Genomic DNA, 17,064 nt, shown 5'->3' with positions numbered 1-17,064 from the left:
GGGTCGTTGACGATCGCCCGCGTGGTGACTCCACCCTGAGCCAGAAATGCCGCTTCGGCCTCAGGGATGCCATTTGGTGCGGCAAAGTCGCCATCTCCGATAATCAGCATCATCGGCTTGTCGATGGCGCACTCCAGATCCATGCCGCCCACCGCATAGCTGGCAAACAACTCACTGCTGCCGATATCGCAGTAGAACGCATTGGCCGTCTTGCCACCGCGGGAGAAGCCGTACATATGGGTGCGATTGGTATCCACGCGATAGACATCAATCATGTGATTGATGAAATAGCGCAGGTTCGGCAACTCATTCAGGTAGGCCCCGCCCACCACCGAACTGATATCAATCAGCTTGTTGCGATCAAACAGGTCGGTCAGATTCGGCTGCACCACGATAAAGGGCGTCGGTGCTCCGAAGCGGGTGGCCACCCAGCCGTGCTGGCGCAACTTGGTCCCGGCATTCTGTTGGGCGGCGTTCATGGACATGCCATGGTTATCCAGAATCAGGCCGCAACCGCCTCGCTCACATCCCGGCGGCACGGTGACGGTGTAGACCACATCCACCCCATCGACTTCGCAGCGCACATTCATGGAGCCGACACGACCAAACCAGGATTCTGTCGAGACCGGCTTGCCGAGCGGACAGGATTTCAGCGTCAGCGGCTGGTTGTCCACCAGTGGCAGGTAGGCACTGGCGGTGGTGCTCCAACTGGCGAGCATGGCGCACACCAGAATCGATATCAGCTTTTTCATGCTGCCACCCCTTCTTGTTATCGCTGTTTGTTGGCCGGCTTAGCGGGCCGGATTCTGAATAAAGAAGTCGATCAGCTTGCGACCAGTTTCCATGTTGGCGTAGCAGTTCAGCCAGTTGTTGTAGTCACTGGTCGGGTGGCAATGACCAAACATGGGCAAGGTGCTGCCGCTGTGACGGATGGTTTCCATGACTGTGCCGTCAACGTTGAAGCGCATGTGGTGATGACGACCCTTGCGCTGCAGACCGCCCCAGGTGAACACCCAGTTGGGCTTCGCATAACCGGGATCATTGACGATGGCACGGCTGACCACACCACTCATCGCTTTGACTTTCGCTTCCGCATCGGCAATCGCGGTGGGGTGACCGGAGTCATCATCCCCGGACAGGATCAGGATCGGCTTGTCCAAAGCGCAGCGGAAATCCTGACCGCCCATGGCATAGCTGGCGAACAGGTCGCGCAGGCCCAGCTCGCAGTACATGGCATTAACCGTATTGCCGCCGCGGGAGAAGCCATACATGTGGGTGCGACGGCGATCCACCTTGTACACGTCATACATGTGTTGGGTGAAGTAGGCGATGTTTGGCACCTCGTTGTAATAGGCGCCGCCGGCAAAGGAGTCGGTATCAATAATCTTGTAGCGGTCAAACACATCGGTCAGGTTCGGCTGCACCACAATAAAGGGCGTTGGCGCACCGTAGCGGGTGGCCGTCCAGCCGAACTGGCGCAGCTTGGTGCCGGCGTTCTCCACGTTCGCATTCATGGACATGCCGTGGTTGTCGAAGATCAGCCCGCAGCCGCCTTTCTCACAGCCCGGCGGCACGGTGACGGTGTAAACCACGTCGATATTGTCGACCACACATTTGACGTTCATGGAGCCGACCCGGCCAAACCAGGATGCCGTGGAGACAGCCTTGCCCAACGGGCAGGACTTGGTGGCCAGAGGCTGGTTATCAACCAGAGGCAAATAGGCACTGGCGGTGGAACTCACGCCAGCCATGGCCAATGTGACCAGCAGCAGCATTAACTTTTTCATAGTCTCTCCATTTATTCTTTTCAGGCTTACGGGGCCTATATGGAACCAAGGTGCAACAATAGGGAGGCATGCCCCACATTTGCGGCCAAAAAGCACCCAATTTGTGCCAGTAGCCTGCTATGCCTTTTTCAACGTCCCAGCGAAAGCTTTAAAGGTTTGTAAAACCACAGCTTCGAACCTTGCTCATTTTCTGAACCGGATTCAGAATCGTTCTCCCCTAAGCTAGCGCCGACCACTTCATGGCCATTCAGGACCGCAAGGAACGCCAGCTCGCCGACCGCGAGCAACTGTTCCTCGACGCCGCCCGGCAACAGATCTGTCAGGACGGGCTACTTAGCCTGCAAATGGCCAAGGTCGCCCGCGCCTGCGACTATGCCACCGGTACCCTGTACCAACATTTTTCATCGAAAGAGGATCTATTAGTTGCGATCTGCAGCGATCTTGTGGATAAAAGAGTCGAAATATTCAACCGGCTAGTGACCTGGGAGGCACCCACCCGGGAGCGCATCTTTGGCATCGCCGTGGGTGACATCATCTTTGCCCACCACTATCCGGAACACTTCCGCCTTGCCCAGTTCGTGTTTACCGAAGTGGTCTGGCAGGCCGCCTCCGCCAGACGCCGTCAGCAACTGCTGGAAGCCAGCAAGCCAATGGGCGATGCGGTGCAGCGCATTATTGAAGCCGCCGTCGAGGCCGGAGATCTTGACCCACGCGGTCGGCCCTTGCTGGAGATGACTCTCGGCCAGTGGACCATGACGCTGGGCATGCACAATCTGGTTCACGCCGAAGGTGTACTGGAGTTGTATAACCTGAGTGATCCATACCGAATGTTGTTGCGACAGTTAAACGCCCTGCTTAATGGCCTTGGCTGGCAACCCGAGCAAGATCCATTTGATGAAGTGGCACTTGAAGCACTGGTGCAACGTATCAAGCGCACTGTGTTTGCCGACCTGTGCCATGACTGCGATGAATAATCACTGGCAATTATCAAGAAGTTTTTTAAATAGGAGCTCCTATGAGTAAGCGCATGATCATCATGCTGGTGGCCTGTGTAGTTGTATTCGGCCTGGTTTTTGGACTTAAAGGGGTGCTGAACTTTGGCATGAACCAGTTCTTCGACAACATGCCCATGCCAGCGGCCACCATCACTGCCACCGAGGCTGTTTCGGACGAGTGGGTACTAGCGCTGGATGCGGTGGGCACAGTACGCGCCGTCAATGGTGTTGAGGTGACTACTCAGGTGGCCGGTGAAGTGGAAAAAATTCACTTCAGTTCCGGTGACGAAGTAGAGGAGGGCGCGGTACTGGTGTCCCTGGACGCGCGCACCGACAGCGCCCAGCTGAAAGCACTGGAGGCCGCCGCCCGACTTGCCGAGCAGGAATACGAGCGCTTTCAAACCCTGTTCAAGCAGGGCTCCATTTCGCGCTCAGAACTGGACCGCCGGCAAAGTGAACGTGACCAGGCCATTGCTACCGCCAACGCACAGCGAGAACGTGTCGCGCAAAAAACCCTGCGCGCGCCTTTTAGCGGCAAGCTCGGTATCCGCCAGGTTGACCTTGGCCAGTACCTGAATCCAGGCAATGCGGTAGTCACACTGCAGCAGCTTGATCCCATCTATGTGAACTTCTCTCTGCCGGAGCGTGATCAAGCCCTGCTGCAGCCCGGCCTTGCCGTGCGAGCCAGCCTCAGCGCCATGCCAGACGCGCTTTTCGAGGGAGAGATTTCTGCCATCGAACCGGGCGTTGACTCGGCCACCCGCAACTTCAATGTACAGGCCTCCTTCAGCAATGAAGAACAGAAGCTGCGCCCGGGCATGTTCGCCCGCATAAGTATTCGCCTGGCTGACTCGGAAGAGGTTGTAGTTGTACCGCGCACTGCAATTCAGTACGCACCCTATGGCAACTCGGTTTATGTAATTACGGAAAAACAAAGCGACGCCGTAGATGGGGAAAGCGAGGCAGACGGGGAGGTCGATGCAACTGATAAGGAACCCACTCTGATCGTTAAGCGACGCTTTGTTAAAACCGGCAGCGAGCGCGGCGATCTGGTGGCCGTCACTGAGGGCCTGCAAGCGGGCGAGCGGGTGGCTACCAGCGGCCTGCTGAAATTACGTAATGATGCCACGGTGATAATCAATAATGAGATTGAGCCGTCGTCCGAAATCGATCCACGTCCTGACAACTCCTGAGGTCGGGTATGAACTTTACTGAAATTTTTATTCGTAAACCGGTACTGGCCTCGGTAGTCAGCCTGGTGATTTTGTTGCTGGGCTTGCGCGCCGCGACGGAACTGAATGTGCGCCAGTATCCACAGCTGCAGAATGCGGTGGTGACGGTGACTACCGTCTATGTGGGTGCAGACGCCAGCCTTATGCAGGGCTTTATCACCACACCACTGGAGCAGGAAATCGCCAGCGCCGATGGCATTGATTACCTGACTTCAACATCTGTCCAGGGTGCCTCGGTGATTCAGGCGTTTATTCGTCTGGACTACGACCCCAATGAAGCACTGACCCAGATTGTTGCCAAAGTGAATAAGATGCGCAGTCAGCTGCCGCAGGAATCGGAGTCGCCAACGGTAGAACTAGCCATCGGCGACACGCTGTCTGCCATGTACCTGTCGTTCTCTTCGGATGTGCTGAATAACAGCCAGATCACTGATTATCTGGTGCGAGTGGTGCAACCAAAGCTGACTACGGTGCCGGGTGTCCAGCGGGCTCAAATTCTTGGCGATCGCACCTTCGCCATGCGTGTCTGGCTGCAGCCGGATCGGATGGCGGCCCTCGGCATCACGCCTAGCGATGTGTATGGCGCACTGCAAGCGAACAACGTGCTGTCCGCCGTGGGCAGCACCAAAGGCAGCATGATTGGCGTTGATCTGACCGCCGCCACCGACTTGAGTAGTGCAGAGGAATTCCGTCAACTGGTGGTACGCGCCAACGACGGTGCCATCGTGCGCCTCGCCGATGTTGCCGAGATCGAGCTGGGCTCGGAGTCCTACGCCACATCGGTTTCCTTTAATGGCCGAAAAGCCACATTTATGGGCATCAACGTTGCGCCCGACGCCAACGCCCTGGATGTCATCGGTGCAGTGCGCGGCGTTCTTGAAAGCGATGTTTTCCCACAGTTGCCACAGGGCCTTACCGGCGATATTCCCTACGACAGCACTGGCTATATTCAGGATTCCATTGATGAGGTAATCAAAACTATCATCGAAGCGATCATCATCGTGATCATTGTGATTTACGGCTTCCTCGGCTCCGTACGCTCCGTGCTAATCCCCACCGTGGCTGTGCCTCTGTCCATGATCGGCGCACTGTTCCTGATGTTGCTGATGGGCTTCTCGATCAACCTGCTGACTCTTCTGGCAATGGTATTGGCCATCGGCATTGTCGTGGATGACGCGATTATCGTGTTGGAAAATATTCACCGCCATATTGAAGACGGCATGGAGCCCATGGATGCGGCCATCCGTGGCGCCCGCGAACTAGCCTGGCCAGTCGTTGCCATGACCACCACCCTGGTGGCGGTATATCTTCCCATCGGTTTTCTAGGCGGCCTCACTGGCACACTGTTTGTCGAGTTTGCTTTTTCACTGGCTGGCGCGGTGCTGCTATCCGGCGTGATTGCACTGACGCTGTCGCCGATGATGTGCGCCAAGTTGCTTAAAGCCCACCCTCAAGGCGAAGGCAAAACCGGCATTGAGGCGTGGCTGGACGAAAAATTCGCCGCACTGCAACACAGCTATCAGCGCAAGCTGCACAGTGCCCTGGATGAAAAGCAGGTCATGCTGGCATTCGGCGGCATTGTTCTGATGAGCTGTTACTTCCTGTTTGTATCAACACCAAACGAACTTGAGCCACAGGAGGATCAGGGTTTCGTGCTGGCCATTGCTCAAGGCGATCCGGGCATGACGCTGGATTATCTGGAAACCTATACCAGCGAGATGAACACCATTGCTGACGACCTTCCGGAAGTGGAGAACCTGTTTCTGCTTAATGGTATCGGCGGTGCTGGCGCGGCCACCAACAGTGCGTTCGCCGGCTTTGTATTGAATTCATGGAACGAACGCGATCGCAACACCATGTCAGTGCAGCAATCAATCGATAAACAATTATCCCAGATTGCCGGCATTCAGTTGTTCAGCTTCGTACCGCCATCGCTGCCCAGCGCCGGCGGCGGCCCACCGGTACAGTTTATTATCGGATCAACCGAGTCCGCCGAGAACCTGATTGAACTGGCAGATGAAGTGCTCATGCGAGCCTACCAAAGTCGCAAGTTTATCTTCATCGACAAAGATCTGAAGATCGACAAGCCACGTATGGATGTATTGATTGATCGGGAGAAGGCGGCACTGCTAGGCGTCAGCATGCAGCAGATCGGTATCGAGCTGGGTGCCATGCTATCCGGTGGCTTTGCCAATCGCTTTGCTCTGGAGAACCGTTCCTACAAGGTTATCCCTCAGGTGCAGCGCAGTGACCGACTGACGGCCTCACAGTTGGAGCAATATTACATCCGCACTGCGGCCGGCGAGCTGATTCCGTTGTCGACCATCGTCAGCTTGCGAGAAATGGTGGAGCCTCAGCAGCTGAAGCGATTCCAGCAGTTGAATGCGGTAACGCTGTCAGGAGTGCCGCGCCCTGGTGTGACTCTGGGCGACGCACTTGCGGTACTCGATCAAGCCGCCGCCGACGTATTGCCGCCGGGATACTCCGTCGATTACGCCGGTCAGGCGCGTCAGTTGAAAACTGAAGGTGGTGGCCTGGTGCTGACATTCTTCTTTGCACTGGTGATCATCTATCTTGTTTTGGCTGCCCAGTTCGAATCCTGGCGCGACCCACTTATCATGCTGGTCACCGTACCGATGTCCGTATGTGGCGCCATGCTGGCGCTCAATGTGGTGGCTATCATCAATGGCATTGGCGGCATGGTAGCGGGCATGACTGGCTCCCAGTTTGAACCGTTCCCCGGTGCCAGTATGAATATCTATACCCAGGTGGGTCTGGTGACACTGATCGGGGTGATTTCCAAGCACGGCATCCTGATTGTGGAATTTGCCAACAAGCTTCAGGAAGAAGGCAGAAGCAGACGCGAGGCAATTGAAGAGGCTTCGTCCATTCGTCTTCGCCCGGTACTGATGACCACTGCGGCGCTGGTGTTGGCAATGATCCCACTGCTGATTGCCACCGGGCCAGGTAATGGCGCGCGCTTTGCCATGGGTCTGGTGGTATCCACCGGCATGACCATTGGTACCGCCTTTACCTTGTTTATTGTTCCTGCGGTGTATATGTATATTGGCCGCGACCTTCAGGCGGAAAATAACGCATCGGTAGCAACCGCACACTGAAGCTCTCTGGAAATGGGACAAGATGGATGTAACTGAAGTCAAGGCCGGGCGGCGAGAGTGGATTGCTCTCGCCGTTCTGGTTTTACCGACTATTCTTCTAGCGCTGGATATGACCGTGCTGCATCTTGCCGTGCCGCACATCAGCGCCGACCTCAAGCCGACCAGCTCCCAATTACTGTGGATACTGGATATCTACGGCTTTATGATCGGCGGCTTTCTGATCACCATGGGCACACTGGGTGATCGCATCGGCCGACGCAAGCTACTGATGATTGGCGCCATGCTGTTTGGCATCGCCTCGGTTATGGCGGCATTTTCCAACACGGCCAATATGCTCATCATTACCCGTGCGTTACTTGGCATTGCTGGCGCCACCTTGATGCCGTCGACGCTCTCGCTGATTCGAAATATGTTTCATGATCCGGGCGAGCGAACGCGAGCCATATCCGTTTGGATGACTGGCTTTATGGTGGGCACCGCCATTGGCCCATTGGTGGGTGGCGCCATGCTCGAGTTTTTCTGGTGGGGCTCGGTATTTCTGCTTGGCGTGCCGGTCATGCTTGTGCTGCTGATCAGCGGGCCATTACTGCTGCCTGAGTTTAAGGATGAGAATGCGGGCCGCCTTGATCTTGTCAGCGCACTACTAGCGGTAACCATGATTCTGGCCGTGATCTACGGGCTCAAGGATATGGCACGCAATGGGCTCAGCCTGAGCGCCATTGCTATCGCCGCCGGCGGATTAGTTATCGGCTTTTTGTTTGCCCGACGCCAACGCAGCCTGGCTGACCCGATGTTTGATCTGAACCTTTTTGCCAACCGGACCTTTACTGTGTCGGTGCTGGCGCTGCTGCTGGTGATCCTGTCGTTCTCCGGCATCTGGTTGATGATCTTTCAATACCTGCAGGGTGTGATTGGCATGTCACCTTTGCATGCCGGGCTACTCGTTCTGCCATCCGCCATGGTGCAAATTGTCGGCGCCATGCTGGTACCAAGTTTGGCACGGCGGATTCGTCCCGCCACGCTAATCAGCAGCGGACTGTTGATCACCGCTATCGGTATGTTGCTGATGACTCAGGCCGGTGGTGGTTATGCCGCTGCAGTGGTGGTGATTGGCACTATTGCCATGGGCGCCGGCGCCATGCCGATGATGATTCTTGGCACCGATATGGTGGTTAGTTCCGCGCCAGCGGAGAAAGCCGGAGCTGCATCCGCGACATCGGAAACGGCGGCGGAAATGGGCATGGCGCTGGGCATTGCGGTGATCGGCAGCGTCGGTGGATTTGTCTATCGACAGCAAATGCTTGTGTCGCTGCCCACGGAGCTATCCGCAGCGGATCGGGAAAGCGCAGCAGATACACTGGGCGGTGCGCTGGCCGTAGCAGAACAGCTTGGCGAAGCAGGGCAGGGCATCAGCGCTCAGGCCGGCGTGGCATTTACCCAGGCCCTGCATGTGAATGCGGGGATCAGCGTAGCGATCGTGCTGGTGGCCATGCTGGTGGTGTGGCATTTTCTGCGCGACTTGAAGGTATCGGCGCACTAGCAGTCTTGGTGAAGTCACTGCTACGGTTCGGGGCTTCCTTCAAGCGAGGGCGTGACGTAACGATTGATAATGCTGGCAGCAATCAGATCGCCGCTGACGTTCAGCGTGGTACGGCTCATATCCAGAATGCGGTCGACGCCGATAATCAGGGCAATGCCCTCCGCCGGAATACCGACTGTGCCGAGCAACATGGACAGGATCACAATGCCGATCCCCGGTGTGCCCGGCGAGCCTATGGACGCGCCCACCGCTAGCACCACCACCAGCAGCAAGCCGGACAGACCAACATCCACCTGAAATACCTGGGCAAGAAAAAGCGTGGCGACCACCTGATACAGGGCGGTGCCGGCCATATTGATAGTCGTGCCAAGCGGAATAACGAACCGCGACACGCTTTTTTGTACACCGAACTTTTCCTCAGCCGTTCGCATGGTCAACGGCATCACCGCTGCGGAACTGGACGTGGAAAATGCCAGCAGCAGGACATCGCGACTGTCGCGCAGGAACACCCGTGGTGAGCTGCGGCACCACAGCGCATACAGGGCCAGATAAAATGCAAAGGCGATCAGCAGCCCCAGCAATACGGTGGTGACATAAACACCCATGCCGAGCAAAGCATCCAGTCCGGTCCGTGCGGTCAGTTGCGCCATCAAACCGAAAACCGCCAGCGGCACCAGATACATGGCCCAGCGCACCACCACCATACTCACTTCCTGAATCGCACCGAATAAATCCAGCAGCGGCTGAGCGCGCTTTGCCGACATGGTCGCCAGGGCAATGCCAACGAAAATCGCGAATATCACCACCTGCAGCATGTTCTGCTCGACACTGGCCTGCAGCGGGTTGGTGGGAATAATGGCAATGATCTGTGTTGGCAGTTCAGCAAGGGACGGCGCTTTTGCTTCGGCAGCTGCCACATTTTCCGGCAGGATTGCGCCGGTCATGTACTGCCCCGGCTTGACGGTCAGCGCCACCGTAAGACCGATGACCACCGCCACCAGCGTGGTGGCGAGAAAAAACAGCGCAGTGCGCCAGCCAATGCTGCGCAACTGCTGCATATCACCACTGCTGGTCATGCCAAGAATAATTGAGGCAATCACCAGTGGTACAACAATCATCTGCACCAGAGCAAGAAACAGATAGCCAGGCATGGCCAGCCAACTACCCACCAACTGCGCAGAGGCAGCCTCCAGCAGGCCACCGGACGGCCCAATGGCCACGCCGGTAGCGATGCCCAAGAACATTGCCACAAGAACCTGCAGCCACAGTCGGCCACGGACAAAGCCACTGAGACGGAATTCCAGGCGGCGAATGGAGGGATGGGTAGAAATTGTTAAACCAGTCATGACTTGCTCCGGATGGCTCCGCAGCAAGGCTACGTCCTGTAGGGTCACCCCGGCAAGCCGAGGTGCCCTTTTCTCAGCAGAGAATCACTTCAAATCAAAGCGATCTGCATTCATTACCTTGGTCCAGGCCTTGACGAAATCGCCAACAAACTTCTCGCGATTATCGTCCTGAGCATAGACCTCGGCATAGGCGCGCAGGATTGAGTTGGAGCCGAATACCAGATCGACACGAGTAGCAGTCCACTTCGTCTTGCCGGATTTGCGCTCAACAATGTCATACAGATTACTGCCTTTCGGCTTCCAGCTGTACGCCATGTCCGTCAGGTTGACGAAGAAGTCATTGCTCAGCACGCCAACACGATCGGTAAACACGCCATGCTTTGTGTCACCGTGGTTGGTGCCAAGAACGCGCATGCCACCCACCAGCGCCGTCATCTCCGGAGCGGTCAGCCCCATCAACTGGGTGCGATCCAGCAGCATTTCTTCCGCAGTGACCACATAATCCTGCTTTACCCAGTTGCGGTAGCCATCGTGCAATGGCTCCAGCACCTCAAAGGATTCCACGTCGGTCATTTCAGGGGTTGCGTCGCCACGGCCCGGAGCAAAAGGCACGCTGATTTTGACGCCGGCATCGTGAGCGGCCTTCTCCACCGCTGCGGTACCGCCGAGCACGATCAGGTCCGCCATGCTGACCTTTTTGCCAAAGCCGGACTGAATGCCCTCGAGCACTTTCAGCACTTTCTGCAAACGTTCCGGCTCATTGCCTTGCCACCCATTCTGTGGCGCCAGACGAATGCGCGCACCGTTGGCACCACCGCGATAGTCCGAGCCGCGGAATGTTCTGGCGCTGTCCCAGGCAGTGGCGACCAGGTCGGCAACAGTCAGGCCACTGGCGAGAATCTTCGCCTTTAGATCACTTATCTCAGCATCGGTTGGTATGTACTGCGCCGGCGCCACCGGATCCTGCCAAATCAGATCTTCCTTCGGCACATCCGCACCGAGATAACGGCTCTTAGGCCCCAGATCACGGTGGGTGAGCTTGAACCAGGCGCGCGCAAAGACGTCGTCGAAATATGCCGGATCTTTGCGGAAGCGTTCGGAAATCTTGCGGTACTCCGGATCCATCTTCAGGGCCATATCCGCATCAGTCATCATCGGTTTACAGCGAATGGATGGGTCTTCCACATCCACCGGCATATCTTCTTCGGCGATGTTTACCGGCTCCCACTGCCAGGCACCGGCTGGGCTCTTGGTTTTCTGCCAGTCGTACTTGAACAGCAAATCAAAGTAGCCGTGGTCCCACTGGGTCGGGTGGGTGGTCCAGGCGCCCTCCACGCCACTGGTGACCGTATCGCGGCCGATACCACGGGTTTTGTGGTTGTTCCAGCCCAGGCCCTGCTCTTCCAGACCCGCGCCTTCCGGCTCCGGGCCAAGATTGGCGGCATCACCATTACCATGGGCTTTGCCGACAGTGTGGCCGCCAGCCGTTAGCGCAACGGTTTCCTCGTCGTTCATCGCCATGCGAGCGAAGGTGATGCGCATGTCGTGCGCCGTCTTGATCGGATCGGGTTTACCGTCCACGCCTTCCGGGTTTACGTAGATCAGGCCCATCATTACCGCTGCCAGCGGGTTTGCCAGATCACGCTCGCCAGAATAGCGGGTGCCCTCGCTACCTGATGGGGCCAGCCACTCTTTTTCTGAACCCCAATAGGTGTCTTTCTCCGGATGCCAGATATCTTCGCGGCCACCGGCAAAGCCGAAAGTTTTGAAACCCATGGATTCATAGGCCATGTTGCCGGCCAGAATCATCAGGTCTGCCCACGACAGCTTGTTGCCGTACTTTTTCTTGATCGGCCAGAGCAGGCGGCGAGCCTTGTCCAGATTGCCGTTATCCGGCCAGGAGTTGATCGGTGCAAAACGCTGGTTGCCCGTGCCCGCACCACCGCGACCATCGGCGATCCGGTAGGTACCGGCGGAGTGCCAGGCCAAACGAATCATCAGACCACCGTAGTGACCCCAGTCCGCCGGCCACCAGTCCTGACTGTCGGTCATCAATGCTTTGAGGTCATTTTTGACCGATTCCAGGTCGAGCTTGTTAAATTCTTCGGCGTAGTTAAAGTCGTCGCCGAGTGGATTGGTCTTGCGATCCTGCTGATGCAGGATGTCCAGATTCAGGGTCTTAGGCCACCAGGCCATGTTGTCGTTGCCATTGGCAGTATTGCCTCCGTGCATAACCGGGCACTTGCCGCCGGAACCGCTTTGCTTATCCATGATGATGTCTCCGCTTTGTCACTGCCTGTGAATTCTTCTAACGTCGCAGTCCATCTTCTGCCCGGCGCCGGGCCCGGTCAATCATAGGGATCAATTTTTATATTGATATAGCTGATAGCTTTTTACGATTGCGAGTTCGTCAGCTAGCCATCAGGAAGGAAGGAGTGTGGCAGGGGATTATGGATAAGGCGGCCTGACGTCGATTACCGACATCAAACCGCTTTATGGACGGAGTCAAAGACCCAGGTTGTCGATCACCTTCAGATTAGCAACCGCTTGATTCATGGTGTAAAAGTGCAGGCCCGGCGCCCCCATGGCCAACAGACGCTCGCACAGTCTGGTCACCACTTCCTCACCGAAGTCTTTCAATGACGCCTCATCATGCTGCAGCTCTTCCAGCCTCTTGCGAATCCAGCGTGGCACATCCGCGCCACAGGAATCGGAAAAGCGCACCAGGTTGGCGTAGTTGGTGATTGGCATAATCCCCGGCACCACCGGCGCAGTGACACCGCGTTTTTCCAGTTGCTCCATAAAGAAGCCATAGGCTTCTGCGTTATAGAAATACTGGGTGACGCCACTGTTGGCACCAGCATCGATCTTGCGTTTGAAGTGATCGATGTCGTCGCTAAACGAGCGTGCCTGCGGATGCATTTCCGGGTAAGCCGCCACTTCAAGATGGAAATGATCGCCGCTGACTTCTCGGATTAATCTGACCAGATCGTCAGCGTAGCGCAATTCACTGCGGGCATGGCCCATGCCGGAAGGCAGGTCACCACGCAGGGCAACGATACGACTAATCCCGGCAGCCTTATATTTGTCGATCAGCTCGACCAGCTCCTCGCGACTCTGGCCCACACAGGAAAGATGTGGTGCCGTATCGATACCAGCTTCGCGCACCTTCATCACCGTGGTCCAGGTGCGATCACGGGTTGAACCACCCGCACCGTAAGTCACGGAGAAGAACTCCGGGTTTTTCTTCAGCAGTTTTTGCTGAACATTGATGAGCTTCTCCAACCCTTCATCGGTTTTGGGTGGGAAAAACTCGAAGCTGACTTTGGGTTTCATTAGTTGTTCTCTTTTATTCGAGTGCCGTTAGAGGGATCGCAGTGAACGAAATAGCCGCACGACTTGTTGCCGTTGTCAGAGAAAACGGCAACAAGTCGTGCGGCGTCGCATCATCATTTTCCAAACTGACGCGACTCAGGCCGTTGCGATTCCGGCAATCAGTACTTGTAGCTTTCCGGCTTGAATGGGCCGTCGACGGTGACGCCGATATAGTCGGCCTGCACCTCGGTCAGCCTGGTGATCACACCACCAAAGCCTTCCACCATATAACGCGCCACTTCTTCATCAAGATGCTTGGGTAGCACTTCTACCTTCAGCATTTTCTCTTTGACGGTATCGCTATGGCCGGCATATCCCTGATCGAACAAATACATCTGGGCAAGCACCTGGTTGGCGAAAGAGCCATCCATGATACGGCTCGGATGACCAGTGGCGTTGCCAAGATTAACCAGACGACCTTCCGACAGCAGCAACAGGAAATCATTGGCATCCTTGTTACGCCATACCTTATGCACCTGCGGCTTCACTTCTTCCCACTGCCAGTTCTTGCGCATGTAGGCGGTATCAATTTCGTTGTCGAAGTGGCCGATGTTACAAACCACCGCGCCTTTCTTGATGGCACGCAACATGCGCTCGTTACACACATTGACGTTGCCAGTGGTGGTTACCAGCAGATCCGTATTGGCGAACAACTCGCCATTGATACAACCTTCGCTACCGTCATCGACGCCATTTTTGAATGGGCTAACGACCTCAAAGCCGTCCATGCACGCCTGCATGGCACAGATCGGATCAATCTCAGTGATCTTGACGATCATGCCTTCCTGACGCAGCGACTGAGCAGAGCCCTTGCCGACGTCGCCATAGCCGATCACCAGCGCCTTTTTGCCAGACAGCAGATGGTCGGTGCCGCGCTTGATGGCGTCATTCAAGGAGTGACGGCAACCGTACTTGTTGTCGTTCTTGCTCTTGGTGACGGAATCATTGACGTTTACCGCCGGTACTTTCAGGGTGCCCTTCTTCAACGCTTCGATCAGACGGTGCACACCGGTGGTGGTTTCTTCAGTGACACCATGGATCTTGTCCAGCATCTGCGGGTAGGTGTCGTGGATATACCAGGTCAGATCACCGCCGTCGTCAAGAATCATGTTGGCATCCCACAGCTCGCCATTGGCGTCGCGGCAGGTCTGCTCCAGGCACCACATGTACTCTTCTTCAGTTTCGCCCTTCCAGGCAAATACCGGGGTGCCGGCAGCGGCAACCGCGGCTGCAGCGTGATCCTGAGTAGAGAAGATGTTGCAGCTTGACCAGCGCACTTCCGCACCCAGCGCTTGCAGGGTTTCGATCAGCACGGCGGTCTGAATGGTCATGTGGATACAGCCAATAATGCGGGCGCCTTTCAACGGCTGTGCAGCGCGGTATTTCTCGCGGATAGTGATCAGTGCAGGCATTTCGGTTTCGGCAATCTCAATTTCCGAGCGACCCCACTGGGCCAGGGAAATATCCGCGACTTTATAATCCTGCTTAACTTTTGCTTTTGCGTTCATGGTTTTCTCCATTCGTTTTTGGACGAATGGGCGCCGTTGCTTTTATCCTTCATTTTCGAGCCTCGCGGACAAACCGCTGCAGCGCCCCTCGAAAATGAAGGCATATGGAAATTACAGGCCTGCAGCTTTACGCAGGTCGTCTGCCTTGTCGGTTTTCTCCCAGGTGAAGTTGGGCAGTTCGCGGCCAAAGTGACCGTAAGCTGCAGTATCCCGGTAGATCGGACGACGCAGGTCGAGCATTTCAATGATGCCGCGTGGGCGCAGGTCAAAAATTTCCCGCACCAACTTGATGATCACGTCATCACTTACCTTGCCAGTGCCGAAGGTGTTCAGCGAAATCGAGGTGGGCTCTGCCACACCAATGGCATAGCTCACCTGAATCTCGCACTTGGCAGCAAGTCCCGCAGCAACAATGTTCTTGGCTACATAGCGGCCCGCGTAAGCAGCAGAACGATCCACCTTTGTAGGATCCTTGCCGGAGAACGCGCCACCACCATGACGGGCCATGCCGCCGTAGGTATCAACAATAATCTTGCGGCCAGTCAGACCACAGTCACCCATCGGTCCACCAATAACGAAGTTACCAGTCGGGTTGATGTGATACAGAGTCTTGTCATGCAACCACTCTGCCGGCAACACCGGCTTGATCACTTCTTCCAGCACCGCTTCACGCAGATCCGCCAGCGAAATATTGGGGCTGTGCTGGGTCGACAAAACTACCGCATCAATGGCCACCGGCTTGCCATTTTCATAGCGCATGGTGACCTGACTTTTGGCATCCGGACGTAGCCACGGCAGCACACCTTTCTTGCGCAGTTTGGCCTGACGCTCAACAAGGCGGTGTGAATAAAACAACGGCGCCGGCATCAAGGTGTCAGTTTCATTGGTGGCAAAGCCAAACATCAGGCCCTGATCACCAGCACCGATTTGCTTGTCTTCTTTCTCGTCCACGCCCATGGAAATATCCGAGCTCTGCTTGCCAATGGCATTCAGCACCGCACAGGTGGCGCCATCGAAGCCAACGTCGGAGGAGTCATAGCCGATATCGACAATCACCTGGCGAACGATGTCTTCCAAGTCCACATAGCAGTTGGTGGTGACTTCGCCAGCAATGATCGCCATACCGGTCTTGACCATGGTCTCCACTGCCACCCGCGCATGCGGGTCCTGAGCGATAATCGCGTCCAGTACGGCATCCGAAATCTGGTCCGCCATTTTATCCGGATGGCCCTCGGACACGGATTCGGAAGTGAAAACAGAATATTCGCTCATCGTCGGTGGTACTCCATGGTCAGGTGTTGCTTGGTTAATCGTTAACGCGGTGATCGTGGTTACTTCTCGCCGCTGCGTTCAAAGGTGCGCACCTGCACCTGGAAGCCGTTACGTTGTGCCAGATACTGCACTTCGTTCTGCTCAAGGCCTGCGCGTTTTGCCCAGGCCAGTAATTCCTGCTCCTCAAAACCGAGCCACAGATCACCACAGGTGTCGTGAGCGCCGTGTTGTTCATGCCGGCACAGCTCGGTCACCAACAAGATGCCACCCGGCTTCAAGCGTCGCGCGGCCGCCCGCAGGCTGTCGGCAGGGGCGGGCATGTGGTGCAGCACCATATTCAGCACCACCAGATCCGCCTGCGCCTCGTCCGGCGCCGCCGCAGGCCACTCACCCAATATAAGGGTGGCGTTTTGCACTTTTGCGTCGGCCAGTTGGCGCTCCGCCCGGGCCAACTGGGCCGGGGCATTCTCGTAACCAATCAGGCGCTGAAAGCGACCCGACAGCGCCTGCATAAAGGCCCCGTCACCGGGGCCGATCTCAATCGCCAGCTCGCCCTCGGGCATGCTGCGCAGAGCCAGCTCTAGTGCCAGCCCCGCATAATCTTCATAGGCCGCGATCAGCTCTTCCTGACCCTCCTCACCGGCATAACGCTCAAACCACACCCGGCTGTGCTCCGCCCGGCGCGCCTGCACCTGGGCCAAACGCCCGGCCAGCTCACTACTCGCCGACACATCATCGATCCGGTCCAGCAACGCCTGATGCAGCACATCACTGGCCAGACTGCGGCTATACCAGATGGCATTGCCCTCGCGGCGCCGCTCCACCAGCCCGGCCTCGGCCAGCACCTTGAGGTGATGACTCATGGCCGGCTGGCGCATATCGCAGATCTC

At 56.6% G+C, this 17,064-nt stretch carries 12 protein-coding genes and 1 riboswitch; of the genes, 4 read left to right on the top strand and 8 right to left on the bottom strand.

Going from position 1 to position 17,064, the window contains the following annotated elements:
- Positions 1-752 (bottom strand): hypothetical protein (locus J1C54_RS15180; protein ID WP_229149554.1); only part of this gene is annotated, 752 nt, incomplete at its 3' end.
- Positions 753-791: 39 nt separating this feature from the next.
- A complete protein-coding gene (locus tag J1C54_RS15175) occupies positions 792-1,787 on the bottom strand; it encodes a hypothetical protein (protein WP_229149553.1) in 996 nt (331 codons plus the stop codon).
- 239 nt (positions 1,788-2,026) lie between these two features.
- On the opposite strand from J1C54_RS15175, the gene J1C54_RS15170 reads away from it, so the two are divergent.
- The 4 genes from J1C54_RS15170 to J1C54_RS15155 are packed head-to-tail and all read left to right on the top strand — an operon-like array spanning position 2,027 to position 8,673.
- Positions 2,027-2,761, top strand: a complete 735-nt coding sequence (locus J1C54_RS15170) for a TetR/AcrR family transcriptional regulator (RefSeq protein ID WP_229149552.1) — start codon at positions 2,027-2,029, stop codon at positions 2,759-2,761.
- Positions 2,762-2,802: 41 nt separating this feature from the next.
- The gene (locus tag J1C54_RS15165) at positions 2,803-3,975 is read left to right on the top strand and encodes an efflux RND transporter periplasmic adaptor subunit (RefSeq protein ID WP_229149551.1); all 1,173 of its coding nucleotides are present in this window, start codon (positions 2,803-2,805) and stop codon (positions 3,973-3,975) included.
- 8 nt (positions 3,976-3,983) lie between these two features.
- Positions 3,984-7,133: an efflux RND transporter permease subunit gene (locus J1C54_RS15160; protein WP_229149550.1), complete on the top strand. Its 3,150-nt coding sequence runs from the start codon at positions 3,984-3,986 to the stop codon at positions 7,131-7,133.
- 22 nt (positions 7,134-7,155) lie between these two features.
- Positions 7,156-8,673 carry an MFS transporter gene (locus tag J1C54_RS15155; RefSeq protein WP_229149549.1) on the top strand — a complete coding sequence of 506 codons (1,518 nt, stop codon included), beginning with the start codon at positions 7,156-7,158 and terminating at the stop codon, positions 8,671-8,673.
- Between the two features lie 20 nt (positions 8,674-8,693).
- Here the strand turns inward: J1C54_RS15155 and J1C54_RS15150 are convergent, their stop codons facing one another.
- The 6 genes from J1C54_RS15150 to J1C54_RS15125 form a co-directional block, all read right to left on the bottom strand.
- The gene (locus tag J1C54_RS15150; protein ID WP_229149548.1) at positions 8,694-10,019 is read right to left on the bottom strand and encodes a dicarboxylate/amino acid:cation symporter; all 1,326 of its coding nucleotides are present in this window, start codon (positions 10,017-10,019) and stop codon (positions 8,694-8,696) included.
- Between the two features lie 84 nt (positions 10,020-10,103).
- Positions 10,104-12,290 (bottom strand): catalase/peroxidase HPI, encoded by a 2,187-nt coding sequence (gene katG, locus J1C54_RS15145; protein ID WP_229149547.1) that lies wholly within the window; start codon positions 12,288-12,290, stop codon positions 10,104-10,106.
- A 234-nt stretch (positions 12,291-12,524) separates the two neighbouring features.
- Positions 12,525-13,355: a methylenetetrahydrofolate reductase [NAD(P)H] gene (metF, locus tag J1C54_RS15140; RefSeq protein ID WP_229149546.1), complete on the bottom strand. Its 831-nt coding sequence runs from the start codon at positions 13,353-13,355 to the stop codon at positions 12,525-12,527.
- Positions 13,356-13,513: 158 nt separating this feature from the next.
- Entirely contained in the window at positions 13,514-14,902 is a 1,389-nt protein-coding gene (gene ahcY / locus J1C54_RS15135; protein ID WP_229149545.1) for an adenosylhomocysteinase, read from the bottom strand.
- A gap of 21 nt (positions 14,903-14,923) precedes the next feature.
- Positions 14,924-14,998, bottom strand: a riboswitch (S-adenosyl-L-homocysteine riboswitch).
- Positions 14,999-15,013: 15 nt separating this feature from the next.
- Entirely contained in the window at positions 15,014-16,174 is a 1,161-nt protein-coding gene (gene metK / locus J1C54_RS15130) for a methionine adenosyltransferase (RefSeq protein ID WP_229149544.1), read from the bottom strand.
- Positions 16,175-16,233: 59 nt separating this feature from the next.
- A partial coding sequence (locus J1C54_RS15125) for a methyltransferase domain-containing protein (protein WP_229149540.1) occupies positions 16,234-17,064 on the bottom strand: 831 nt, incomplete at its 5' end.

The sequence above is a fragment of the Alcanivorax sp. 1008 genome, from assembly GCF_020667895.1.
Classification (GTDB): Bacteria; Pseudomonadota; Gammaproteobacteria; order Pseudomonadales; family Alcanivoracaceae; genus PGZG01.
This window is presented reverse-complemented; position numbering and strand designations above follow the sequence as displayed.